The sequence below is a fragment of the Streptomyces sp. f51 genome (assembly GCF_037940415.1).
Classification (GTDB): Bacteria; Actinomycetota; Actinomycetes; order Streptomycetales; family Streptomycetaceae; genus Streptomyces.
Genome location: NZ_CP149798.1, coordinates 6,380,189 through 6,402,355 on the forward strand (window position 1 = coordinate 6,380,189; position 22,167 = coordinate 6,402,355).

A 22,167-nucleotide genomic window follows, 5' to 3' on the forward strand; every position below is an offset into this window, starting at 1 on the left:
ACTCTGCTTAGGAACCAGATCATGACAGATAACTTTGGCGTACTCGGCGGGAATGCCCACCTCACAGGTGTCGAACGAGTCGTGATTGCCCCGCTGCCCACCGTGTACGGAGATTTCCACGCCGTCGGATTCTTCGACCACGACCTCGGCGAGGAACAAGTCGTCCTCGTGCACGGCGACTTGGACACCCTCGGAGAGGGAGACGTCCTGACCCGGTTGCATTCCGAATGCCTCACCGGCGACTCCTTCGGCTCGCAGCACTGCGAGTGCGGCCCCCAGCTCACCGCCTCGCTGCAAGCCATCGTGGCCGAGGGGCGCGGAGCCCTCGTCTACCTCCGGGGTCACGAGGGCCGGGGCATCGGTCTGCTCGCCAAGCTCAAGGCGATGAAGCTCCAGGCGGAGGGCCTGGACACCGTCGAGGCGAACGTGGCCCTCGGCCTGCCGGTCGACGCCCGTGACTACCGGGTGGCGGCGGAGATGCTGCACGACCTCGGCGTACGGTCCGTGCGGCTGCTGTCGAACAACCCGCGCAAGCGCGAGTCGCTGCTGCGCCACGGCATCAAGGTCGCCGAGCAGGTGCCGCTCCTGATACCGCCGTGCGAGGACAACCTCACGTACCTGCTGACCAAGCGGGAGCGCCTCGACCACTACCTGCCCCACCTGGACGGCGAGGAGTGGGCGAAGGCGATCTTCGCAGGTGAGGCGAAGACGGTCGTCACCGAGGAATGACCGAAGGGCCGACGACGGTGGGGAGGACCATGGAGACGGCGGCGCGGGTGCCGGGCACCCGGACGGCACCCCTGCGCAGCGCCGCCTTCCGCCGGTTCGTGCTGGCCGGCCTGATCTCGGCGACGGGATCGGCGATGGCGCCGGTCGCGCTCGCCTACGCGGTGATCGGACAGGGCGGCGGAGCCGGATCGCTCGGCCTGGTGCTCGCCGTGAACACCGTTCCGACGATCGCCTTCCTGCTCGTGGGCGGGGTACTCGCGGACCGGATGTCCCGCAGCCGGATCCTGCTGGTCGGCAACCTGGGCGCGGCGGTGGCCCAGGGAGCACTGGCCGCCGTCGTCCTGACCGGCACTGCCTCGACTGGCTCCATCGCCGCCTGCGGCTTCCTCTCGGGCGTCGCCGTGGCCTTCACCGTGCCGGCCGGCCAGGGCGTGGTGAACCAGCTGGTGGAGCCCGGACAGCTCCAGCGGGCCAACGCGCTGGTCCGCCTGCCGACCAACGCCGTACGGGTGCTCGGACCCGTGGCCGGCGGGCTGGTCGTCGCCCTGTGCGGACCGGGCTGGGCGCTGGCCTGGGACGCGCTCACGTTCGTGATCGCGGCCCTGCTGCTGCACGGCCTGCGCCTGGACGCGACCGTCGCCGTGGACGGCGTCCTCGGCGCGCTGCGCTCGGGCTGGTCGGAGTTCCGCTCCCGCACCTGGCTGTGGACGTACACGCTCGCCGGGACGGTCGTGGTCGCCGCCTGGCTGGCCGGGTTCCAGCTGCTCGGACCGCTTCTCGCCGCGCGGCAGTACTCCGGAGCCGGCTCCTGGGGGCTGGTGCAGGGGGCGTTCGCGCTCGGGCTGCTGGCGGGCGCGCTGGTGTGCCTGTGGTGGAAGCCGTACCGGCTGCTCGCCGTCGCCGTGTGCACCGCCTCCCTGCTCTTCCTGCCGCTGACGGCGATGGGTCTCGCGCTGCCGCTGCCCGCCGTCCTGTGCGCCGCGCTCCTCGCCGGCGTCGGCCTCGACGTGGCCATCGTCGCGTGGACCACCGCCTTCCAACTGCATGTGCCCGAGGCCGAGTTGGGGAGGGCGGCCGCGTTCAACAGCGTCGGGGAGCGCTGCGCGATCCCGCTCGGCTATCTGCTCGCCGCGCTGGCGGCGGGCGCCTGGTCCGACCGTGGGGTGCTGCTGGTCTGCGCGGGCGTGATCGTGGCGGCGACGCTGCTCAACCTGTGCGTACGGGACGTGTACCGCGTCAACCGGACGACCCCGGGGTGATCAGGACCGTACCGCCCGGTGCACCAGCCGTTTGAGTTCGGGGAAGACCGAGTGGGACCCCTTCGGGCGCAGCTGGCTCAGGAACTGCACGGTCAGATCACGTCGCGGGTCCACCCAGAAGGTCGTGGTCGCCACCCCGCTCCAGCCGAACGCGCCCTCGCTCGACGGTGCCCGGGTGGCGGCCGGCTCCACCACGACCGAGACGCCCAGACCGAAACCGAGGCCCGCGTTGCCCGGCTCCCGGTGGACCGGGCTGCCGAAGGAGAACCGGTCGGCGCCGCCGGGAAGGTGGTTCGCGGCCATCAGGTCCACGGTCTCGGGGCGCAGCAGCCGGGTTCCGTCGAGTTCGCCGCGGCGCCGGAGCATCTCCATGAAGCGGTGGTAGTCGTGGGCGGTGGCGACCATGCCCCCGCTGCCGGACAGGAAGCGGGGCCGGCCGCGCAGCGGGAGACCGGCGACGGGCGTCAGCTTCCCCTCGGTGTCCTGCCCGTACAACTCGGCCAGCCTGCCCGCCTGTTCGTCGGTGACCTGGAAGCCGGCGTCCGTCATCCCGAGCGGCCCGAGGACGCGCTGCCCGATGTGCTCGTCGAGGTCCTGGCCGGACACGACCTCGACGATCCGGCCGAGGACGTTGGTGGCCACCGAGTAGTTCCACTGCGTACCGGGCTCGAACTGGAGCGGCAGCCGGGCGTACACCTCGCAGGTCTCGGCCAGGTCGGCGCCCGGTGCCACCGAGGACTCCACCCCGGCGTCGCGGTAGAGCCCGTCGACGGGATGCGTGTGGTAGAAGCCGAAGGTCAGGCCGGCCGTGTGGGTCAGCAAGTGCCGGATCAGGATGGGTTGTTCGGCGGGCCGTGTCCTCGTGTCCGGTCCCGACCCGTCGACGTACACGCGCGGTTCGGCGAAGGCCGGCAAGTAGTCGGCCACCGGGTCGTCGAGTCCGAGGCGGCCCTCCTCGACCAGCATCAGCGCGGCGACCGAGGTGACCGGCTTGGTCATGGAGTAGATCCGCCACAACGTGTCGCTGCGCACCGGGAGTCCGGCCGCGAGGTCACGCCGGCCGTACGTGGTGAGGTGGGCGACCCGCCCGTGCCGGGAGACGGCGACCAGGAAACCGGGGAGCCCGCCCTCGTCGACCAGCGCGGCGAAGTGCCGGTCGAGCCGCTCCAGCGCCCCGGGGTCGAGACCGACCGATCCCGGCTCGACTTCCTGTCGCAGATCTCCCATGGTTCTCCTCCGGACCGCGGCTCGTGTGCTTCATCGTCCCGAACGTGCTGGTGAGACGTCGTCCGGGTGCCCCCGGACGGTGCTCATGGTGTCCTTGTGCCCCGGAAGCCCGAGGGCGAGCAGGGTTCCAACCGTGGGGAACACCGCGACGGTGAGGACCGTGCCGTCGAGGGCGACGGTCACGGCACCGACGACGCTGCTCGCGAGGGTGATCCCGCGGCGCGCCGTCCGCCGTGCGGCGGGGCGCGCTTCCGGGGCGCGATCGCCCACGGCACTGCCGGAGACCGGTGTCATCGACGGTCCTCCGGTCCGAGATGCGCGTCGAGCGCGGCGTTCAGCAGGGGTACGTGGTCGCCGGCGCCCGTGGCGAGGGGCAGGCTCCCCCAGCCCCACAGCTGGGCGATGCCGTGCAGGTTCGCCCAGAGGGCGCCGGCAAGGACCCGGGGGTCGGCCTCCGGGCGCACCCGGCCGACGAGGTCCACCAGCGTCCCGAACATCGGCAGGCCGGTCTCGCGGGGCCCCAACCGGTCGCTTCTCAGCAGGTCGTGACGGAACATCAGTTCGTACATGCCGCGCTCGGACAGAGCGAAGTCCAGATACACCGTGGCCAGGGCGGTGAGCCGGGCGCGGGGGCCGGTCTCCGCGCCGCCGACCGCCTTGGCCGCGCGGTCCTGGAGGTCGGCGAAGCCCCGGCGCGCGATGGCGGACAGCAGCTCCGCATGGGTCGGGAACCAGCGGCGCGGCGCGCCGTGCGAGACCCCGGCCCGGCGGGCGATCTCCCGCAGCGTCAGCGCCTGCGCGCCCTCCGCCGTCACGAGATCGACTCCGGCGTCGATCAGCCGTTCCCTGAGGCCGATGGTCTCCGGCTCGTCCACGGACAGTGTCTACCACTCGCGCGTAGACACTGTCTACGAGCACGGACGGCCGTCGGTACGGAATGACGGGCGGGATCCGGAGCGTTGACGCGGGTATGACTGAGGAAGCGACCCAGGACGCACTGCTGAAGCTGCTCTCGGAGTACAAGGGCGGGGTGCTCGTCACCCTCAAGAAGGACGGCCGGCCCCAGCTGTCGAACGTCAGCCATGTGTACTACCCCGACGAGAAGATCATCCGCGTGTCGCTCACCGACGACCGCGCCAAGACCCGCAATCTGCGCCGGGACCCCCGCGCCTCGTACCACGTGACCAGCGCGGACCGGTGGGCCTACACGGTCGTGGAGGGCACGGCCGAGCTGACGCCCGTGGCCCGGGATCCGCACGACGAGACCGTGGAGGAGCTCGTCCGCGTCTACCGGGACGTCCTCGGCGAACACCCCGACTGGGACGACTACCGCGCCGCCATGGTCCGCGACGCCAGACTGGTGCTGCGCCTCCACGTGGAACGGGCGTACGGCATCCCCGGACGCTGACCGGGAGTCCCGCGGACCGGGGCCCCTCGCACGGGGTCCCCGGTGCTCAGTCCGTCGCGCGATCGGCGGTCAGATAGGCGATGACCATGTCGCCGAGCATCGAGCGGTAGTGCTCCCGCCGGCCCGGCGCGGTCAGGTCGCGGCCGAACAGGGCCTTGTACGTATGCCGGTTGGAGACCCGGAAGAAGCAGAACGCGTTGATCATCGCGTGCACGTCCACCGCGTCGACACCGGCGGTGAACAGGCCCGACTCCCGGCCGGCCGTCAGGGTCCGGCCGATCAGCGCGAGCGCGGGCGAGCCGGCCGTCCCCAGCTTCCGGGAGGCGGCGATGTGCTCGGCCTCGTGGATGTTCTCGATGCTCACCAGGCGGATGAAGTCCGGGTGCGCCTCATGATGGTCGAAGGTCAGCTCGGCGATCCGACGGACGGCCGCGACGGGGTCGAGCCGCTCGACGTCCAGCTCCTCCTCGGCCTGCCGGAGCACCGAGTAGGCGCGCTCCAGGACCGCCGTGAAGAGCTGCTCCTTGCCGCCGAAGTAGTAATAGATCATCCGCTTGGTGGTGCTGGTGCGGGCGGCGATCTCGTCGACCCGGGCACCCGCGAAACCGGCACGGGAGAACTCCCCGGTCGCCACGTCGAGAATCTCGGCCCTGGTGCGGGCGGCGTCGCGGCCCCGCCCGCCTGCTCCTGCCGGTTCCGCGGCGCTGTTCATCGGCTTCCTTCGGGCGAGTCGATCGGTGCCCGCGATTCTAGGAGCAGGCCGCCGGTCGACTCTCCCGAAGGGACGCCGTGAGCCGGGACGGCGAAGCGGGCGTCCTACAGGTCGAACTCGTGCGGAGGCAGGTCGAGCGTGAAGCACGCCTCCCGCACGACGGCCTGCTCGGTCTTGTCGAAGTCGCCGTCGGCGCCGCCGATGACGATGCCGATCTGGATGACCGCGCGGGCCTCGGCGGGCTTCTTCTTCGCCTTGGCGATCTCCTGGAGAACGCTGACCTTGCCGAAGGCGAAGTCGGCGGTGAGCTTGTTCAGGTTGTCGTCGAATCGGCGCTGGAGGTCCGTGGCGTCGAAGTTCTGGAGCACTTCGTTCGTGGCGATGAGCTGGGCCACGCGCTGCCGCTCGGAGGGGTCGATCGAGCCGTCCGCCGCGGCCACGAGCGCGCACATGGCCATGCTCGCGTCGCGGAAGGCGCCGCTCTTGAGATCGTTCTTCTTCGCCACGAGCTGGGTCTGCATCGTCGACGCGGACTCCTTGATGCGGTCCCACAGGGCCATGAGAACTCCAAATGTGGTCAAGAGCCCGGTCCGCCCGAGCGGGCGGACCGGATACCTCTTGGGTTTCTACAGCAGCACCGTGGAAACTAGTGGACCGTGACGGAAGTTCCCGGTTGATTCCACGCGGCGATCACGGGGTCGCCGTGCTCGGTGGAGAGCCGGCTGACGGTCCCGGTCGACAGCTGGAACAGCCGCCCGGACTCCGGCGGCAGCCCCAGCCGCCGTGCGGTGAGCACGCGCAGGAAGTGCGCGTGCGCCACCAGGACCACGTCACCGGGGTGGTCGCAGAGCGCCGCGTCCACCCGGGAGAGCACCCGGTCGGCGCGCACCCCCACCTCGTGCGGCGACTCGCCGGGGTGGCCGTCCGGGCCGGTCGGCACTCCGTCGTCCCACAGCACCCAGCCGGGCCTGGCCCGGTGGACGGCGCGGGTGGTGACCCCCTCGTAGCCGCCGTAGTCCCATTCGTGCAGATCGGGGTCGATCCGCGGCCCGGACAGTCCCGCGAGCTCGGCCGTGCGGACCGCACGGCCGAGGGGACTGGTGAGGACCTGGGCGAAGGAGCGCCCGGCGAAGAACGGCGCCAGGGACTTGGCCTGTTCCTCGCCGTGCCGGGTGAGCGGAAGGTCGGTCCAGCTGGTGTGCTGTCCCGTCAGCGTCCACTCGGTCTCTCCGTGGCGGACCAGGATGAGATCGCCCATGGTCCGTGCCTACTTCGCCGACTCGACGGCGTGGCCGCCGAACTGGTTCCGCAGGGCCGCGATCATCTTCATCTGCGGCGAGTCGTCCTGGCGGGACGCGAAGCGGGCGAAGAGGGACGCCGTGATGGCGGGCAGCGGAACGGCGTTGTCGATGGCCGCCTCGACGGTCCACCGGCCCTCGCCCGAGTCCTCCGCGTAGCCGCGCAGCTTGTCCAGGTGCTCGTCGTCGTCCAGGGCGTTGACCGCGAGGTCGAGCAGCCAGGAGCGGATGACCGTGCCCTCCTGCCAGGAGCGGAACACCTCGCGCACGTCGGTGACCGAGTCGACCTTCTCCAGGAGCTCCCAGCCCTCGGCGTACGCCTGCATCATGGCGTACTCGATGCCGTTGTGGACCATCTTGGAGAAGTGGCCCGCGCCCACCTTGCCGGCGTGCACGAAGCCGAAGTCGCCCTCCGGCTTGAGCGCGTCGAAGACCGGCCGCACCTTCTCGATGTTCTCGGCGTCGCCGCCGACCATCAGCGCGTAGCCGTTCTCCAGGCCCCACACACCGCCCGAGACACCGGCGTCCACGAAGCCGATGCCCTTGGCCGCCAGCTCCTCGGCGTGCTTCTCGTCGTCCGTCCAGCGGGAGTTGCCGCCGTCCACGACCGTGTCGCCGGCCTCCAGCAGGTCACCGAGCTCGTCGATGACGGTCTGGGTGGGGGCGCCGGCCGGCACCATCACCCAGACCACACGCGGGCCTTCGAGGCCGCTCACGAGTTCGGCGAGGCTGTGCACGTCGGCGAGGTCCGGATTACGGTCGTAGCCGATGACGGTGTGCCCCGCGCGGCGTATGCGCTCGCGCATGTTGCCGCCCATCTTGCCGAGACCGATGAGTCCGAGCTGCATTGTCAGTTCACTTCTTCCGGAGAGTGCGGTAAGCGGCCACGAGAGCGGCCGTGGAGGGATCGAGGCCGGGGACGTCCGCGCCCTCGGTCAGGGCGGGTTCGACGCGCTTGGCGAGCACCTTGCCGAGTTCGACGCCCCACTGGTCGAAGGAGTCGATGTTCCAGACCGCGCCCTGGACGAACACCTTGTGCTCGTAGAGGGCGATCAACTGGCCGAGGACGGAGGGGGTCAGTTCGGCGGCGAGGATCGTGGTCGTGGGGTGGTTGCCGCGGAACGTCTTGTGCGGCACCAGGTCTTCGGGCACGCCCTCGGCGCGGACCTCGTCCGGGGTCTTGCCGAACGCCAGCGCCTGCGTCTGCGCGAAGAAGTTCGCCATCAGCAGGTCGTGCTGGGCCGCGAGTTCGTCGCCCAGTTCACCGACCGGGTTGACGAAGCCGATGAAGTCGGCGGGGATGAGCTTGGTGCCCTGGTGGATCAACTGGTAGTACGCGTGCTGGCCGTTGGTGCCGGGCGTGCCCCACACCACCGGTCCGGTCTGCCACTCCACCGGGCTGCCCTCACGGTCCACGGACTTGCCGTTGGACTCCATGTCGAGCTGCTGGAGATAGGCCGTGAACTTCGACAGGTAGTGCGAGTACGGCAGCACCGCGTGCGACTGGGCGTCGTGGAAGTTGCCGTACCAGATGCCCAGCAGGCCCATCAGCAGCGGGGCGTTGGCCTCGGCGGGCGCGGTGCGGAAGTGCTCGTCGACCAGGTGGAAGCCGTCGAGCATCTCGCGGAAACGGTCCGGACCGATCGCGATCATCAGCGACAGGCCGATCGCCGAGTCGTACGAGTAGCGCCCGCCGACCCAGTCCCAGAACTCGAACATGTTCGCCGTGTCGATGCCGAAGTCCGACACCTTCTCCGCGTTCGTCGACAGCGCCACGAAGTGCTTGGCCACCGCCTTCTCCTCACCGAGCCCGGCGAGCAGCCAGGAGCGCGCGGAGGTGGCGTTGGTGATGGTCTCGATGGTGGTGAACGTCTTGGAGGCGATGACGAACAGCGTCTCGGCCGGGTCCAGGTCGCGGACGGCCTCGTGCAGGTCCGCGCCGTCCACGTTCGAGACGAACCGCAGGGTCAGCGAGCGGTCCGTGAAGGAGCGCAGCACCTCGTAGGCCATGGCGGGGCCGAGGTCCGAGCCGCCGATGCCGATGTTGACGACGTTCTTGATGCGCTTGCCCGTGTGCCCGGTCCACTCGCCCGAGCGCACCCGCTCCGCGAAGTCCGCCATCTTGTCCAGGACCGCGTGCACGGCCCGCACCACGTTCTCGCCGTCGACCTCGACCACCGCGTCCCGCGGCGCCCGCAGCGCGGTGTGCAGCACCGCCCGGTCCTCGGTCGTGTTGATCTTCTCGCCCCGGAACATCGCGTCCCGCAGCCCGAACACGTCCGTGGCGACGGCGAGTTCCTGGAGCAGGGCCAGGGTCTCGTCGGTGATCAGGTGCTTGGAGTAGTCGATCCGCAGGTCACCGACCCGGACGACATAGCGCTCGGCGCGCGCGGGGTCGGCGGCGAACAGGTCGCGCAGCCGCGGGTGCAGCAGCGCGGTCGCGCGGTGGTCCTCGAGGGCCACCCACTCCGGCCGCCGTGTGGGCTTGGGGAACTCAGACATCGAGGGGGTTCTCCTTGGGGGCCTCGCCGCGCAGCGCCACGGCGTACATCTCGTCGGCGTCGAGGCGGCGCAGTTCCTCGGCGATCAGCTGGGACGTGGAGCGCACCTTCAGCGCGAGGGTGCGGGAGGGCTGTCCGGGCAGGGACAGGGTCGCGAGCGGTCCCTCGGGGCGGTCGATGACGATCTCGCCGTTCTCGGTGCCGAGCCGGACGGCCGTCACGACGGGGCCCGCGGTGACGACCCGCTCGGTCTTGACCCGCAGGCGGGCCTCCAGCCAGCGGGCGAGCAGTTCGGCGCTCGGGTTCTGCGCCTCGCTCTCGACGGTCGCCGAGATCACCTTCGTACGCGCCTGGTCCAGGGCCGCGGCCAGCATGGAGCGCCACGGCGTGAGCCGGGTCCAGGCCAGGTCGGTGTCGCCCGGGGCGTAGGAGGCCGCGCGGGCGTCCAGCGCCGCGAGGGGTGTCTCGACGGCGTACATGTCGGTGATCCGGCGCTGGGCGAGGGCGCCGAGCGGGTCCTTCGCCGGGACCTCGGGCGCGTCCACCGGCCACCAGACGACGACCGGGGCGTCCGGCAGCAGCAGCGGCAGGACCACGGAGTCGGCGTGGTCGGACACGTCGCCGTAGGTCCGCAGGACGACCGTCTCGCCGGTGCCCGCGTCGGAGCCGACGCGGACCTCGGCGTCCAGGCGGGAGTTGGTGCGGTCGCGCGGGGTGCGCGCGACCCGCCGGATGACGACCAGGGTCCGCGAGGGGTGCTCGCGGGAGGCCTCCTCGGCCGCCTTGATCGAGTCGTACGCGTTCTCCTCGTCGGTGACGATGACCATCGTCAGGACCATGCCCACGGCGGGGGTGCCGATGGCCCGGCGCCCCCGTACGAGCGCCTTGTTGATTTGGCTTGCCGTGGTGTCGGTCAGGTCGATCTTCATGGCCTGCGCCAGCTCCGTCCGTCTCGTGCGAGCATCTCGTCGGCTTCCTCCGGGCCCCAGCTGCCCGAGGGGTACTGCGCGGGCGTGCCGTGGCTGTCCCAGTACCCCTCGATCGGGTCGAGGATCTTCCAGGACTCTTCCACCTCCTGGTGACGGGGGAAGAGATTGGCGTCGCCGAGCAGGACATCCAGGATCAGCCGTTCGTACGCCTCCGGGCTGGACTCGGTGAACGACTCGCCGTACGCGAAGTCCATGGTGACGTCCCGGATCTCCATCGACGTACCCGGTACCTTCGATCCGAAGCGCACCGTCATGCCCTCGTCGGGCTGGACGCGGATGACGATCGCGTTCGCGCCGAGTTCCTCGGTCGCCGTGGAGTCGAACGGGGAGTGCGGGGCGCGCTGGAAGACGACCGCGATCTCCGTGACCCGCCGGCCCAGTCGCTTGCCGGTGCGCAGGTAGAACGGGACCCCGGCCCAACGGCGGTTGTCCACCTGGAGCTTGACGGCCGCGTAGGTGTCGGTCGTCGACGCGGGGTCGATGCCGTCCTCCTGGAGGTAGCCGCGCACCTCGGCGCCGCCCTGCCAGCTCGCCGCGTACTGGCCGCGCACGGTGTGCTCGCCCAGGTTCTCCGGCAGCTTCACGGCCCTGAGGACCTTGAGCTTCTCGGCGAGCAGCGACTCGGCGTCGAACGCGGCCGGTTCCTCCATGGCGGTGAGCGCCAGCAGCTGGAGCAGATGGTTCTGGATGACGTCACGGGCGGAGCCGATGCCGTCGTAGTAACCGGCCCGGCCGCCGATGCCGATGTCCTCGGCCATGGTGATCTGGACGTGGTCGACGTACGACCGGTTCCAGACGGGCTCGTACATCTGATTGGCGAAGCGGAGCGCCAGGATGTTCTGGACGGTCTCCTTGCCGAGGTAGTGGTCGATCCGGAACACCTGGTCCGGGTCGAACACGTCGTGCACGATCCGGTTCAGCTCGCGGGCGCTCGCCAGGTCGTGGCCGAACGGCTTCTCGATGACCGCGCGCCGCCAGGACCCCTCGGGGGCGTCGGCCAGTCCGTGCCTCTTGAGCTGGCGGACCACCTTCGGGAAGAACTTCGGCGGTACGGAGAGGTAGAACGCGTAGTTGCCGCTGGTGCCCCGGGAAGCGTCCAACTCGTCGACGGCGGAGCGCAGTTGCTTGAATGCCGTGTCGTCGTCGAAGTCGCCGGGGATGAACCGCATGCCCTCGGCGAGCTGCTGCCAGACCTCCTCGCGGAACTCGGTCCTGGAGTGCTCGCGCACCGAGTCGTGGACCACCTGCGCGAAGTCCTGGTCCTCCCACTCGCGGCGGGCGAACCCGAGGAGCGAGAATCCCGGCGGCAGCAGACCCCGGTTGGCGAGGTCGTACACCGCCGGCATCAGCTTCTTGCGGGACAGGTCGCCCGTGACGCCGAAGATGACCAGGCCGGAGGGGCCGGCGATACGGGGGAGCCGGCGGTCGCGCGGGTCGCGCAGCGGGTTGTCCCAGTCGGCCGCCACGCCGAGCGCGGCGGCGAGGTCCTCGTCCGCCTGGACGGCGGGCGTGCCCGCGGCCGCCTCGGCGGACGCGCCGGGGACCGGGGCGCCGAGCGCCGTGGCGGCGGCCTCGGGCGTCAGAACGTCCTGTTCCACGGCCGTGTCACCGGATCCCTGCGGCGCGGGGGCCGCGTTCTGCGACGCATCGTCGGGAAGCGCCTCACCCCCGGTCATGCGCCCTCAACTCCCTTGCCGCGCAGCGAGGCGGTCACCGCGTCGAGAAGGTCCTCCCAGGCCGCCTCGAACTTCGAGACGCCCTCGTCCTCCAGCTGTCCGACGACCTCGTCGTACGAGATGCCGAGCGCCTCGACCGCGGCCAGGTCGGCACGGGCCTGGTCGTAGCCGCCGGTCACCGTGTCGCCGTGGATGTCGCCGTGGTCGGCGGTCGCGTTCAGCGTCCCCTCGGGCATGGTGTTGACCGTGCCGGGAGCGACCAGTTCGTCGACGTACAGGGTGTCCTTGTACGCGGGGTCCTTGACGCCCGTGGAGGCCCACAGCGGACGCTGCTTCTGCGCGCCGTGGCCGGCGAGCGCCGTCCAGCGGGCGTCGCCCGGCGCGGTGCCGTCGGCGGCGCCGAACACGCCCTCGTACGCCTCGTAGGCCAGACGGGCGTTGGCGAGCGCCGCCCTGCCCTTGAGCGCGAGCGCCTCGTCCGTGCCGAGCTTCGCGAGCCGCTTGTCGATCTCACTGTCGACGCGGGAGACGAAGAAGGAGGCGACGGAGTGGATGCCGGCGAGGTCGATGCCGGCGGCCCGCGCCTTCTCCAGGCCCGCCAGATAGGCGTCCATGACCTCGCGGTAGCGCTCCAGCGAGAAGATCAGCGTCACGTTGACGCTGATGCCGAGGCCGATGACCTCGGTGATCGCCGGGAGACCGGCCTCGGTCGCCGGGATCTTGATCATCGCGTTCGGGCGGTCCACCAGCCAGGCGAGCTGGCGGGCCTCGGCGACGGTCGCGGCGGTGTTGTGCGCCAGACGGGGGTCGACCTCGATGGAGACCCGGCCGTCACGGCCCCCGGTCGCCTCGAAGACCGGGCGCAGGATGTCCGCGGCGGCGCGGACGTCGGCGGTCGTCATCATGCGGACGGCCTCGTCGACGGTCACCCCGCGCACCGCGAGGTCGGCCAGCTGCTGCTCGTAGCCCTCGCCCGAGCCGATGGCGGCCTGGAAGATGGACGGGTTGGTGGTCACGCCCACCACGTGCCGCGTCGCGACGAGTTCGGCCAGGTTGCCGGACTCGATGCGCTTGCGGGAGAGGTCGTCGAGCCAGATGGAGACGCCTTCGCCGGAGAGGCGCTCAAGAGGTACCGCGGTCGCGGTTGCTTCGGTCACAGTGATCATCTTCCTTCGTGCGAACGGATCAACCGCGCAGGGCGGCGAGGGATTCCCGCGCGGCGGCGGCTACGTTGTCGGCGGTGAAGCCGAACTCGGCGAACAGGGTCCCGGCGTCGGCCGAGGCGCCGAAGTGCTCCAGCGAGACGATCCGTCCCGCGTCACCGACGTACCGGTACCAGGTCAGGGCGATGCCGGCCTCTACCGCCACGCGGGCCTTCACGGACGGCGGCAGGACGCTGTCCCGGTACTCCGGGGACTGCTCCTCGAACCACTCGACGGACGGCATCGACACCACGCGGGTGCCGACCCCCTCGGCCTCCAGCAGCTCGCGCGCCGCGACGGCGAGCTGCACCTCGGAGCCGGTCGCGACGAGGACGACGTCCGGGGTGCCGCTGGAGGCGTCCCGCAGGACGTAACCGCCGCGCGCCGCGTCGGGGTTGGCCGGGTAGGTCGGCACGCCCTGACGGGTGAGGGCCAGACCGTGCGGGGCCGGGTTCGTGGCGTGGCGCTCGAGGATCTCGCGCCAGGCGATGGCCGTCTCGTTGGCGTCCGCGGGGCGGACGACGTTCAGGCCGGGGATGGCGCGCAGCGAGGCGAGGTGCTCGATCGGCTGGTGGGTCGGACCGTCCTCGCCGAGGCCGATCGAGTCGTGCGTCCACACGTACGTCACCGGGAGCTGCATCAGCGCGGAGAGGCGGACGGCGTTGCGCATGTAGTCGGAGAACACCAGGAAGGTGCCGCCGTAGATGCGGGTGTTGCCGTGCAGCGCGATGCCGTTCATCTCCGCGGCCATGGAGTGCTCGCGGATGCCGAAGTGGATCGTGCGGCCGTACGGGTTCGCCTCGGGCAGCGGGTTGCCCTCGGGGAGGAACGAGCTGGTCCTGTCGATCGTGGTGTTGTTCGAGCCGGCGAGGTCGGCGGAGCCGCCCCACAGCTCGGGCAGCACGGAACCGAGGGCCTGGAGGACCGTGCCGGAGGCGGCGCGGGTGGCGACGGACCTGCCCTCCTCGAACACCGGCAGCGCGCTCTCCCAGCCCTCGGGGAGCTGGCCGGCGACGATCCGGTCGAACAGCCGCGCGTTCTCGGGCCGCTCGGTGCGCCAGGCGCCGACGCGCTTGTCCCAGGCGGCGTGCGCCTCGGCGCCCCGGTCCAGGGCCTGGCGGGCGTGGGCCAGCACCTCGGCGTCGACCTGGAAGGAGCGCTCCGGGTCGAAGCCCAGGAGCCGCTTGGTGGCGGCGATCTCCTCGGCGCCGAGCGCCGAGCCGTGCGAGGCCTCGGTGTTCCGCGCGTTCGGGGCGGGCCAGGCGATGATCGTGCGCATCGCGATGATCGACGGGCGCCCGGTCTCGGCCTGCGCCGCCTTGAGCGCCGTGTACAGGGCGTGGACGTCGGTGTCGCCGTCGGGCGTGGGCTCGATGCGCTGCACGTGCCAGCCGTACGCCTCGTAGCGCTTCAGCACGTCCTCGGAGAAGGCGGTCGCGGTGTCGCCCTCGATGGAGATGTGGTTGTCGTCGTAGAGGAAGACGAGGTTGCCGAGCTTCTGGTGGCCCGCGAGCGAGGACGCCTCAGCCGAGATGCCCTCCTCCAGGTCGCCGTCGGAGACGATCGCCCAGATGGTGTGGTCGAAGGGCGACTCGCCCTCGGGGGCCTCCGGGTCGAACAGGCCGCGCTCGTAGCGGGCGGCCATCGCCATGCCCACCGCGTTGGCGGCGCCCTGGCCGAGCGGGCCGGTCGTGGTCTCCACCCCCGCGGTGTGCCCGTACTCGGGGTGACCGGGCGTCTTGGACCCCTGGGTGCGGAACGCCTTCAGATCGTCGAGGCCGAGTTCATAACCTGACAGGAAGAGCTGGGTGTAGAGCGTCAGCGAGGTGTGACCGGGGGAGAGGACGAAACGGTCGCGTCCGGTCCACTCCGGGTCGGCCGGGTCGTGCCGCATCACCTTCTGGAAGAGCGTGTACGCCGCCGGGGCCAGGCTCATCGCCGTACCGGGATGGCCGTTGCCGACCTTCTGCACGGCGTCGGCGGCCAGAAGGCGGGCCGTGTCGACGGCGCGGCGGTCGAGCTCGGTCCAGCCGAATCCGTCGGAGCTCTGCGTGCTCATCTTCAAGAAGTCCTCACTGGAGGTGCTGTCATGGGGTCTTTGCGTTCAAACCTAAAAGTCAGACTTTTGATGGGGAAGGTGTCCGTGTGTCAGCCTTCGGTGAAAGTGGGACACATGGAGCCGTGGCGAGCCGACGCGAGAAGGACATGAACGACAGAACCACCCAAGGCGGCACGGGCGGTGAGGGGCCCGAGGACGGGATCAGGACCTTTCCGTTCCCGGCCGATCTGAGCCTGTCCGGCGTGGGCATGCAGGTCGGCGCGATGGGCGCCGGGCGCACCTGGCACGCGGACGCCCCGCTGGAACGCGTGCACCGCATCGACTTCCACGTCGTGATGCTCTTCCACGAGGGGCCCGTACGGCACATGATCGACTTCGCCGAGTACGAGGCCCGCGCGGGCGACCTGCTGTGGATCCGGCCCGGCCAGGTGCACCGCTTCTCCAGCACCGACCCCTATCGCGGGACCGTCCTGACCATGCAGCCCGGATTCCTGCCCCGCGCGACCGTCGAGGCGACCGGGCTCTACCGCTACGACCTGCCACCGCTGCTGCGCCCGGACACGGCCCGGCTGGAAGCCCTCGAGCACGCGCTCACGCAGCTGGAGCGCGAGTACGTCGACACGACCACGCTGCCGCTCAGTCTGCACACCGCGGTACTGCGGCACTCGCTCACCGCGTTCCTGCTGCGCCTGGCCCACCTCGCGGCGAGCTCCGCCGAGGCGGCGCACGAGCACAGGGACACCACGTTCACCCGGTTCAGGGACGCGGTCGAGAAGGACTTCGCCGTCAACCACAGCGTCAGTGCCTACGCGGACGCCCTCGGTTACTCGCGGCGCACCCTGGTCCGCGCGGTGCGCGCCGCCACCGGCGAGACGCCCAAGGGGTTCATCGACAAGCGGGTCGTCCTGGAGGCCAAACGGCTCCTCGCCCACACGGACATGCCGATCGGGCGCATCGGGGCCGCCGTCGGCTTCCCGGACTCGGCCAATTTCTCGAAGTTCTTCCACCAGCACACGGGCTCGACACCGGTGGCCTTCCGGTCCGAACTGCGCTGAGCCCGGGCGGCCTCGCGGGCCGGTGCGTGCCGGGTGGTGGCGGTGCGGCCGAGCGGGCCGGTGCGTGCCGGGCGGGGCGGACCTCGTGGGTCCGCCCCGCCCGGCCGTACTGAAGTGACTGATCCTCGGTTCGCCTGTCAGTGACCGAAGTCGAACCAGTTGACGTTCACGAAGTCCGCGGGCTGGCCGCTGGTGAAGGTCAGATAGACGTCATGGGTTCCGGTCACGGAGCTCATGTTCGCGGGCACGGTCCTCCAGGACTGCCAGCCACCGGTGTTGGCCAGCGCGAAGCTCGCGACCGGTGTGCTCGTACGGCTGTCGAGGCGCACCTCGACCAGTCCGCTGACCCCGCCCGCCGCGCCGCTCGCGACCCGGCCGTAGAACTGGGTGGCCGCCGACGAACCGAAGTTGACGCCCTTGTACACCGCGTAGTCGCCGTTGGCGATCGTGCCGATGTCCTGGCCGCCGCCGGTGTCCGTGGTGGTCTCGCCGACGACACCGCTCTGGCTGTCGTAGGACTCGGCCTGGATGGTGCTGTAGGCGTCACGGTTGCCAGTGGGCGGGGGAGTGGTGCCGCCGCCACCGCCGGCCGACTGGAGCACCTGGACGTAGTCGACGACGAGCGGGTGACCCGGCTCCGTGCCGCCGTCGGGGCCGCCGCCGAAGGCACCCGGGAAGCCGCCGCCCATCGCCACGTTCAGGATCATGAAGTAGCCGTGGTTGGTGGCGTTGGCCCAGGTGGTCGCGTCGACCTGGTTCGCCTTCACCGTGTGGAAGTTGACGCCGTCGAGGTAGAAGCGGATCTCCTCGGGGCTGGTCGACCTGTCCCACTCCATCGCGTAGGTGTGGAAGCCTGCCTGACAGGTCGTGCCGGTACAGGGCGTGTTGTTGCCGATGCCGCTGGTCTCGTTGCACGGGCCGCCCGGGTTGGTGCCGCAGTGCATCGTGGCCCACTCGGTGTTGAGGCCCTGGACGTTCTCCATGATGTCCAGTTCGCCGACGCCCGGCCAGTTCTGGTAGTTGCCGCGGTAGGGCGCGCCCAGTGCCCAGAAGGCGGGCCAGTAGCCCTTGGCGGCGGCGCCCGTCACGTTCGGCATCTGGAGCCGCGCCTCCATGCGCAGCTTGCCGCCCGCGGGCGGCTGGAAGTCGGTGCGGGTGGTCTCGATGCGGCCCGAGGTCCAGTTGCCCGAGGCGTCACGGCGCGGGGTGATCAGCAGGTTGCCGTTGCCGTCCAGGGCCACGTTGCTGGTGCTCGAGGTCATCGTCTCGACCTCGCCGGTGCCGAAGTTGGCCGGCCCGCCGGGGTAGCTGGTGCCCGTCGTGTACTGCCAGTTGGCGGTGTTGACGCCGCTCCCGGCCGCCCCGGTGAAGTCGTCGGCGAAGACCTGGGTCCAGCCGGTGGGGGGTGTGGGGGCGGACGCGTTCGCGGGCAGGGTCGCCGCGGTCGCGGCGGCCGCCGCCAGGCTCAGCGTGCCGATCACGGCGACGAGCACGCGCCGGACGGAGCCGCGTCCGGGTCTGCCGGTGGTTTCACTCATGGGTGCCTCTTCGCGTACGGAGTGGGGTGCGCGGGTGGGGGTGTGAGAGCGCTCCCACGAGAATCTGAGAGCGCTCTCAACAGAGGTGCGCGGCCAATGTGCTCTCTGTCACTCCGGTCGTCAAGAGGTGAAGCCGAGAAAGTCCTTGCGCCACAAGGGAGTTCACGCCGTGAAGTAAGGGGGAAGTCCCGATGGGCGCACCGCGGACGGTAGTTGAAGTCCGGTCATCGGGCGCACCCCTCAAAGTGCGCTGCCGGCCTGCCAGTCGGCCCACGACAGGTTCCAGCCGTTCAGTCCGTTCGACGCCTCGACGGTCCGCTCGCCGGAGTTCTCCACCACCACGACGTCCCCGAGCATCGAACTCTCGTAGAACCGGTAACCCGGCACGGAGCTGTCGCCCGCGCCCTTGGTGTCGCGCAGGCCGACGCAGCCGTGGCTGGTGTTGCTGCTCCCGAACACCGAGGGCACGGCCCAGTAGTTGCCGTGGATGAAGGTGCCCGAAGTGGTCAGGCGCTGGGCGTGCGGCACGTCCGCGATGTCGTACTCGTCGCCGAGCCCGACCGTCGAGGACTGCATCCGGGTCTGCTCGAACCGCTCGCTGATCACCATGATCCCGGACCAGGTCGTGTGGTCCGGCGCGCCGCCGCTGACCGGGTAGGTGGCGAGCGTGGTCCCGTCCCGCTCGACCGTCATGGTCTTCCTCGCGAGGTCGACGGTGCTCACCTGACGGCGGCCGATGCGGAAGGTGACGTCCTTGGACTGGACCCCGTAGACGCCGTCCGCGCCCTCGACGTCCTTCAGACGCAGGCTCAGTGTGATCTTCGTGCCGGCCGCCCAGTAGCGCGCGGGACGGAAATCCAGCCGGGTGTTCCCGAACCAGTGGCCCACCACCTCGACCGCGGGTTCCGCGGTCACCGTGATGGCCTTTTCCACCGCGGCCCGGTCCTTCACGGCCTCGGTGAAGTTGATCGACACGGGCATGCCGACTCCGGACGTCGAATTCGCCTCGGGCGTGAAATAGCCGGCGAACGTCCGGCCCGGGGACTTCGTGACGAACGTCGCGATGTGTTCGACGCCACCCGTCGCCTTGGCCGTGACCGTGTATTTGGTGCCCGAGTACGGATTGCGGGACGAGATCCAGCGGGTGCGGTCGTCGTCGAAGGATCCGGCCAGCGTGGAGCCGTCGTTGCCGGACACCTCGACCGACGACAGCGTGCCGTCGGCCACGGAGACCACGACAGGAGCGGCGAAGCCGGCCTTCCTCGTGCCGTCGGCGGGGGTGACGGTGACCGTCGGCGTCCTCACCTGCGTCTTCACCTTCGTTCCGGTCCCGGACGCCGCGGTCGCAGCCGTGTCCTTCTCCTCCGCGGCGCCCGCCGGAGCGCCACAACCGCTCAGCGCGAGCACCGGTGCGCAGGCCCCGAAGGCCGCGAGGACGCCCCGCCGTGACCAGGCCCGACGTCCCGGGCGCGGCCATGTCCGTGCCGGCTCCCGCGTCGCGGTCTCGGGCCGATTCGATATCTCAGGGACGCCCACGGAACGCCTTTCCTCGGTTCTTTCACTCAGCACCACTGCGGGTGCATCCTGCGGGACTTCCCTGGGTTGATTCTTTGAATCCGGCGTCCCCAGCCTGAGATTCCGGTGAAGACGCCGGGAGAGACGGCCTGAATCCACGGTTGCCGGGCCGCCCCGAATGATGAACAGATGATGAAAAGCGCCCCGTCCGATCCCTCGTTTCCCGGGAGGCCGTTCCGCTTGCCGGATCCGCGACCACACCATGCCGGAGGCATCCGTGAATCCAGTCCCTCAGGGGCACACCGTGGCCATCGTCGGAGCGGGCGCCGCCGGCACGCTCACCGCCGTGCAGCTGTGCGAGACGGCGACCCGCCGCCGTACCCGCCTGCGTCTCCTCCTGGTCGACCCCGCCCCCGAGGCCGGGCGCGGCACCGCGTACGCCACGGACGATCCCAGGCACCGCCTGAACGTGCCCGCGGGCGGTATGAGCGGCTATCCCGACGACCCGGGACACTTCACCCGCTGGCTGTGCGGGCACGGCGAACCCACCGTCAGGGGAACCGACTTCGCCACCCGCTATCGATACGGCGCCTACCTCGCCGACACCCTCGCCCAGGCGATCGTCCACGCGCACGGCGTCGTCACCGTGCGCCGGCTGCGGACCAGGGCCGAGGCCTGCGTCCCCGGCCCCGACGGCGGACTTGAGCTCCGGCTCGCCGACGGGAACAGCCTGGTGGCCGACAGCGTGGTCCTCGCCACCGGACCTGCCGCCACGACCGGCGACTGGGCCCCGCCCCGGCTGCGTACCTCCGAACGGTTCATCCGCTCGCCCTGGACCCCGGGCGCGCTCGACGGACCCCTCGCCCGACCCGCCGGTCACGCACGGGGGGACACGTGCGACGACGTCCTGCTGGTGGGGACCGGGCTCACCGCGGTCGACCTCGCGCTCAGCCTCGACCGCCCCGGGCGCACCGTGCACGCCCTCTCCCGCACGGGTCTGCTGCCGCAAGCGCACGCGCTCAGCCCCGCACCGGCGATGGCCGCGCCCGAAGGACTCGACGCGCCGACCCTGTCCACGCTGCGCCGGACCGTCTACCGCCACATCGGCCGTGCCGTCCGCGCCCATGGTGACTGGCGCCCCGCCCTGGACAGTCTCCGCCCGCACACGGCGCGGCTGTGGCACAGCCTCACCCCCGAGGAACGCGCGGACTTCCTGCGGAGCGAGGGCGCGCTCTGGAACACCCACCGGCACCGGATGGCGCCGACCACCGCCGAAACCCTGGACCGTGCCCGCACGGCCCGGCGACTGCGGGTGCACACCGGCGGGATCGCCGACGCCTTCCCCGGTCCTGACGGCTCCGCACTGCTCATCCTCACCAACGGGAGCCGTATCGAGGCCGGTTGGGTGATCGACTGCACCGGACCCGGGCCGCGCCCCGAAGACCCGCTGTGGCGCTCGCTGTTCGCGGCGGGCAGCGCCGTGCCCGGACCGCTCGGGCTCGGCGTCGCGACCCGTGGCGGCCGGCTCCTCGACCGGGAAGGCGGCTCAGGACTCCCGGTGTTCACCCTCGGTGCCCCGCGCCGCGGTGAACTCTGGGAGACCACGGCCATCCCCGAGATCCGTGTCCAGGCCGCGGAGCTGGCCGAGCAGCTGCTCGCGCCCCTGGTACCGCGGCCGCGCCCCGCGCGCCGCCGGCCGCTCGACGCCCACGGGCTCCCGCTGTCCACCCACGCCGAGGCCGCCGCCGCCCACCGCACCGGCGTCGAACGGGTCCTCAAGGTCAGGGCGGGCGCCGAGGACGCCTTCGCGCGTTCCGTCGCCCTCGACCCCGGCTTCGCGCTCGGGCACGCGGCCCTCGCCCTGCTCGGCCACGAATGCGGAGCCGACGTCGACGTGCCCAGGGCGCTCGCCGACGCGCGGCGCTGCGCCCGGGAACGGGCCGACGCGCGCGAACGTTCCTTCGTCGACGTGGTGACCCGCCGTGTGCGTGGCGAGGGACCCGACCACGGGGCCCGGGCCCTGCTCGGACATCTCACCGCCCACCCCGCCGACGCCCTGGCGCTCGCCGCGGCCGTCCCCACCATCGCCTTCTCCGGCATCAACGACCTCGATCCGGCCTACGCGTTGAGCTTGGTCGAGCGTGCCGCGCCTGCCTACGACGGGCACTGGTTCCCGGCCTCGCTCCTCGCCTTCCTGCGCCAGGACCAGGGCCGCCACGAGGAGGCCGCCGAACTCGCCGGACGCGCGCTCGCCGAGGAGCCCGCCTCCGGACACGCGGTGCACGCACTCGCCCACGTCCACTACGAGACGGGCGCCCACGAGAAGGGCCGCGACTGGCTGGACGCCTGGGTGTCCGGGCACGGGCGCGGTGCCGTCCACCGTGCCCACTTCGCCTGGCACATCGCTCTGCACGAACTGGCCCTGGACGATTCCACGGCCGTCCGCAGGCGCTGGTTCGCCCAGCTCGCCCCGGGACGCGTGACCGGCGTACGCGCCCTGGTCGACTCCGGGTCGCTGCTGTGGCGGGCCCGGCTCAGTGACAGCTGGCGGGGGCCGGTGCCCGCGACGGACGTGCTCGACAGCGTCGCCCGCGAGATCGTGGAACGGCCCGCGACCGCCTTCACCGCGCTGCACGCCGCCGTCGCGCTCACCGCCGCAGGCGATCTCGCGGCACTGCGCCGGCTGCGGGACCACGCCGCCGGCGCCGATCCGGTGCAGCGCGAGGTCGTCGTCCCCCTGTGCGAGGCCCTCGCGGCCCTCGGCGAGGAACGCTTCCACGAGGCGGCCCGGGGCCTGGACGCGCTGCTGCCGGTCGTCGGCCGGGTCGGCGGCAGCGCGGCCCAGCGCGAGGTCGTCGAGGAGACCCTGCTGTACGCCCTGGTCGCGGCGGGCCGCTGCGAGGCGGCCCGCCGTCTCCTGGACGCCCGGCTCGACCGGGGCCACGCGCCCCGCGACCGGCGTCTGCTGGCGGCGCTGCGCGACTGAGGGACGCGAAGCG

The 22,167-nt window shown here is 71.3% G+C and carries 19 protein-coding genes; 5 read left to right on the forward strand and 14 right to left on the reverse strand.

The window, feature by feature from the left end:
- Positions 1-21: 21 nt before the first annotated feature.
- Both ribA and WJM95_RS27625 read left to right on the forward strand, forming a co-directional pair.
- Positions 22-729 carry a GTP cyclohydrolase II gene (gene ribA / locus WJM95_RS27620; protein ID WP_339132505.1) on the forward strand — a complete coding sequence of 236 codons (708 nt, stop codon included), beginning with the start codon at positions 22-24 and terminating at the stop codon, positions 727-729.
- Between the two features lie 29 nt (positions 730-758).
- Positions 759-1,988: an MFS transporter gene (locus WJM95_RS27625; RefSeq protein WP_339132507.1), complete on the forward strand. Its 1,230-nt coding sequence runs from the start codon at positions 759-761 to the stop codon at positions 1,986-1,988.
- Here WJM95_RS27625 and WJM95_RS27630 read toward each other — a convergent pair whose 3' ends face one another.
- The 3 genes from WJM95_RS27630 to WJM95_RS27640 are packed head-to-tail and all read right to left on the reverse strand — an operon-like array spanning position 1,989 to position 4,090.
- Complete coding sequence (locus tag WJM95_RS27630; protein WP_339132509.1) at positions 1,989-3,215, reverse strand: serine hydrolase domain-containing protein; 1,227 nt, start codon at positions 3,213-3,215, stop codon at positions 1,989-1,991. It lies immediately after the preceding gene.
- Positions 3,216-3,245: 30 nt separating this feature from the next.
- Entirely contained in the window at positions 3,246-3,509 is a 264-nt protein-coding gene (locus WJM95_RS27635; protein ID WP_339132511.1) for a hypothetical protein, read from the reverse strand.
- Entirely contained in the window at positions 3,506-4,090 is a 585-nt protein-coding gene (locus tag WJM95_RS27640; protein ID WP_339132513.1) for a TetR/AcrR family transcriptional regulator, read from the reverse strand. The genes WJM95_RS27635 and WJM95_RS27640 overlap by 4 nt, the downstream gene beginning before the upstream one ends.
- Positions 4,091-4,185: 95 nt before the next feature.
- Between WJM95_RS27640 and WJM95_RS27645 the strand changes: the two genes are divergently transcribed.
- Positions 4,186-4,623 (forward strand): PPOX class F420-dependent oxidoreductase, encoded by a 438-nt coding sequence (locus WJM95_RS27645; protein WP_339132514.1) that lies wholly within the window; start codon positions 4,186-4,188, stop codon positions 4,621-4,623.
- A gap of 46 nt (positions 4,624-4,669) precedes the next feature.
- Here WJM95_RS27645 and WJM95_RS27650 read toward each other — a convergent pair whose 3' ends face one another.
- The 9 genes from WJM95_RS27650 to tkt form a co-directional block, all read right to left on the reverse strand.
- Positions 4,670-5,335 carry a TetR family transcriptional regulator gene (locus tag WJM95_RS27650; protein WP_339132515.1) on the reverse strand — a complete coding sequence of 222 codons (666 nt, stop codon included), beginning with the start codon at positions 5,333-5,335 and terminating at the stop codon, positions 4,670-4,672.
- Positions 5,336-5,439: 104 nt separating this feature from the next.
- Positions 5,440-5,895: a TerB family tellurite resistance protein gene (locus tag WJM95_RS27655; RefSeq protein ID WP_339132517.1), complete on the reverse strand. Its 456-nt coding sequence runs from the start codon at positions 5,893-5,895 to the stop codon at positions 5,440-5,442.
- An 86-nt stretch (positions 5,896-5,981) separates the two neighbouring features.
- Complete coding sequence (locus WJM95_RS27660) at positions 5,982-6,593, reverse strand: histidine phosphatase family protein (RefSeq protein WP_339132519.1); 612 nt, start codon at positions 6,591-6,593, stop codon at positions 5,982-5,984.
- Positions 6,594-6,602: 9 nt separating this feature from the next.
- On the reverse strand, positions 6,603-7,481 hold the full coding sequence (gene gnd, locus WJM95_RS27665) for a phosphogluconate dehydrogenase (NAD(+)-dependent, decarboxylating) (protein WP_339132521.1): 879 nt from the start codon (positions 7,479-7,481) through the stop codon (positions 6,603-6,605).
- Positions 7,482-7,488: 7 nt separating this feature from the next.
- Positions 7,489-9,135 (reverse strand): glucose-6-phosphate isomerase, encoded by a 1,647-nt coding sequence (pgi, locus tag WJM95_RS27670; RefSeq protein ID WP_339132523.1) that lies wholly within the window; start codon positions 9,133-9,135, stop codon positions 7,489-7,491.
- Positions 9,128-10,063 (reverse strand): glucose-6-phosphate dehydrogenase assembly protein OpcA, encoded by a 936-nt coding sequence (gene opcA, locus WJM95_RS27675; RefSeq protein WP_339132525.1) that lies wholly within the window; start codon positions 10,061-10,063, stop codon positions 9,128-9,130. The genes pgi and opcA overlap by 8 nt, the downstream gene beginning before the upstream one ends.
- Positions 10,060-11,589 (reverse strand): glucose-6-phosphate dehydrogenase, encoded by a 1,530-nt coding sequence (gene zwf, locus WJM95_RS27680; protein WP_339135890.1) that lies wholly within the window; start codon positions 11,587-11,589, stop codon positions 10,060-10,062. Before zwf ends, opcA begins: the two co-directional genes overlap by 4 nt.
- 206 nt (positions 11,590-11,795) lie before the next feature.
- The gene (gene tal / locus WJM95_RS27685) at positions 11,796-12,965 is read right to left on the reverse strand and encodes a transaldolase (RefSeq protein ID WP_339132527.1); all 1,170 of its coding nucleotides are present in this window, start codon (positions 12,963-12,965) and stop codon (positions 11,796-11,798) included.
- 19 nt (positions 12,966-12,984) lie between these two features.
- Positions 12,985-15,060 carry a transketolase gene (gene tkt / locus WJM95_RS27690; protein WP_339132529.1) on the reverse strand — a complete coding sequence of 692 codons (2,076 nt, stop codon included), beginning with the start codon at positions 15,058-15,060 and terminating at the stop codon, positions 12,985-12,987.
- Positions 15,061-15,206: 146 nt separating this feature from the next.
- Between tkt and WJM95_RS27695 the strand changes: the two genes are divergently transcribed.
- On the forward strand, positions 15,207-16,115 hold the full coding sequence (locus tag WJM95_RS27695) for an AraC family transcriptional regulator (RefSeq protein ID WP_339132531.1): 909 nt from the start codon (positions 15,207-15,209) through the stop codon (positions 16,113-16,115).
- Between the two features lie 137 nt (positions 16,116-16,252).
- Here WJM95_RS27695 and WJM95_RS27700 read toward each other — a convergent pair whose 3' ends face one another.
- Together WJM95_RS27700 and WJM95_RS27705 are read right to left on the reverse strand one after the other, a co-directional pair.
- On the reverse strand, positions 16,253-17,653 hold the full coding sequence (locus tag WJM95_RS27700) for a glycoside hydrolase family 16 protein (protein WP_339132533.1): 1,401 nt from the start codon (positions 17,651-17,653) through the stop codon (positions 16,253-16,255).
- Between the two features lie 240 nt (positions 17,654-17,893).
- A complete protein-coding gene (locus WJM95_RS27705; RefSeq protein WP_339132535.1) occupies positions 17,894-19,060 on the reverse strand; it encodes an Ig-like domain-containing protein in 1,167 nt (388 codons plus the stop codon).
- A gap of 385 nt (positions 19,061-19,445) precedes the next feature.
- On the opposite strand from WJM95_RS27705, the gene WJM95_RS27710 reads away from it, so the two are divergent.
- A complete protein-coding gene (locus WJM95_RS27710; protein WP_339132537.1) occupies positions 19,446-22,154 on the forward strand; it encodes an FAD/NAD(P)-binding protein in 2,709 nt (902 codons plus the stop codon).
- Positions 22,155-22,167: the final 13 nt, after the last annotated feature.

What these genes read in the sequence shown, in the direction of transcription:
- WJM95_RS27630 (WP_339132509.1), bottom strand. Translation starts at nt 3,215, where the DNA reads ATGGGAGATCTGCGACAGGAAGTCGAGCCGGGATCGGTCGGTCTCGAC.
- WJM95_RS27625 (WP_339132507.1), top strand. Translation starts at nt 759, where the DNA reads ATGGAGACGGCGGCGCGGGTGCCGGGCACCCGGACGGCACCCCTGCGC.
- gnd (WP_339132521.1), bottom strand. Translation starts at nt 7,481, where the DNA reads ATGCAGCTCGGACTCATCGGTCTCGGCAAGATGGGCGGCAACATGCGC.
- WJM95_RS27655 (WP_339132517.1), bottom strand. Translation starts at nt 5,895, where the DNA reads ATGGCCCTGTGGGACCGCATCAAGGAGTCCGCGTCGACGATGCAGACC.
- tal (WP_339132527.1), bottom strand. Translation starts at nt 12,965, where the DNA reads ATGATCACTGTGACCGAAGCAACCGCGACCGCGGTACCTCTTGAGCGC.
- WJM95_RS27650 (WP_339132515.1), bottom strand. Translation starts at nt 5,335, where the DNA reads ATGAACAGCGCCGCGGAACCGGCAGGAGCAGGCGGGCGGGGCCGCGAC.
- WJM95_RS27635 (WP_339132511.1), bottom strand. Translation starts at nt 3,509, where the DNA reads ATGACACCGGTCTCCGGCAGTGCCGTGGGCGATCGCGCCCCGGAAGCG.
- WJM95_RS27695 (WP_339132531.1), top strand. Translation starts at nt 15,207, where the DNA reads ATGAACGACAGAACCACCCAAGGCGGCACGGGCGGTGAGGGGCCCGAG.
- tkt (WP_339132529.1), bottom strand. Translation starts at nt 15,060, where the DNA reads ATGAGCACGCAGAGCTCCGACGGATTCGGCTGGACCGAGCTCGACCGC.
- WJM95_RS27700 (WP_339132533.1), bottom strand. Translation starts at nt 17,653, where the DNA reads ATGAGTGAAACCACCGGCAGACCCGGACGCGGCTCCGTCCGGCGCGTG.
- ribA (WP_339132505.1), top strand. Translation starts at nt 22, where the DNA reads ATGACAGATAACTTTGGCGTACTCGGCGGGAATGCCCACCTCACAGGT.
- opcA (WP_339132525.1), bottom strand. Translation starts at nt 10,063, where the DNA reads ATGAAGATCGACCTGACCGACACCACGGCAAGCCAAATCAACAAGGCG.
- WJM95_RS27660 (WP_339132519.1), bottom strand. Translation starts at nt 6,593, where the DNA reads ATGGGCGATCTCATCCTGGTCCGCCACGGAGAGACCGAGTGGACGCTG.
- pgi (WP_339132523.1), bottom strand. Translation starts at nt 9,135, where the DNA reads ATGTCTGAGTTCCCCAAGCCCACACGGCGGCCGGAGTGGGTGGCCCTC.
- WJM95_RS27645 (WP_339132514.1), top strand. Translation starts at nt 4,186, where the DNA reads ATGACTGAGGAAGCGACCCAGGACGCACTGCTGAAGCTGCTCTCGGAG.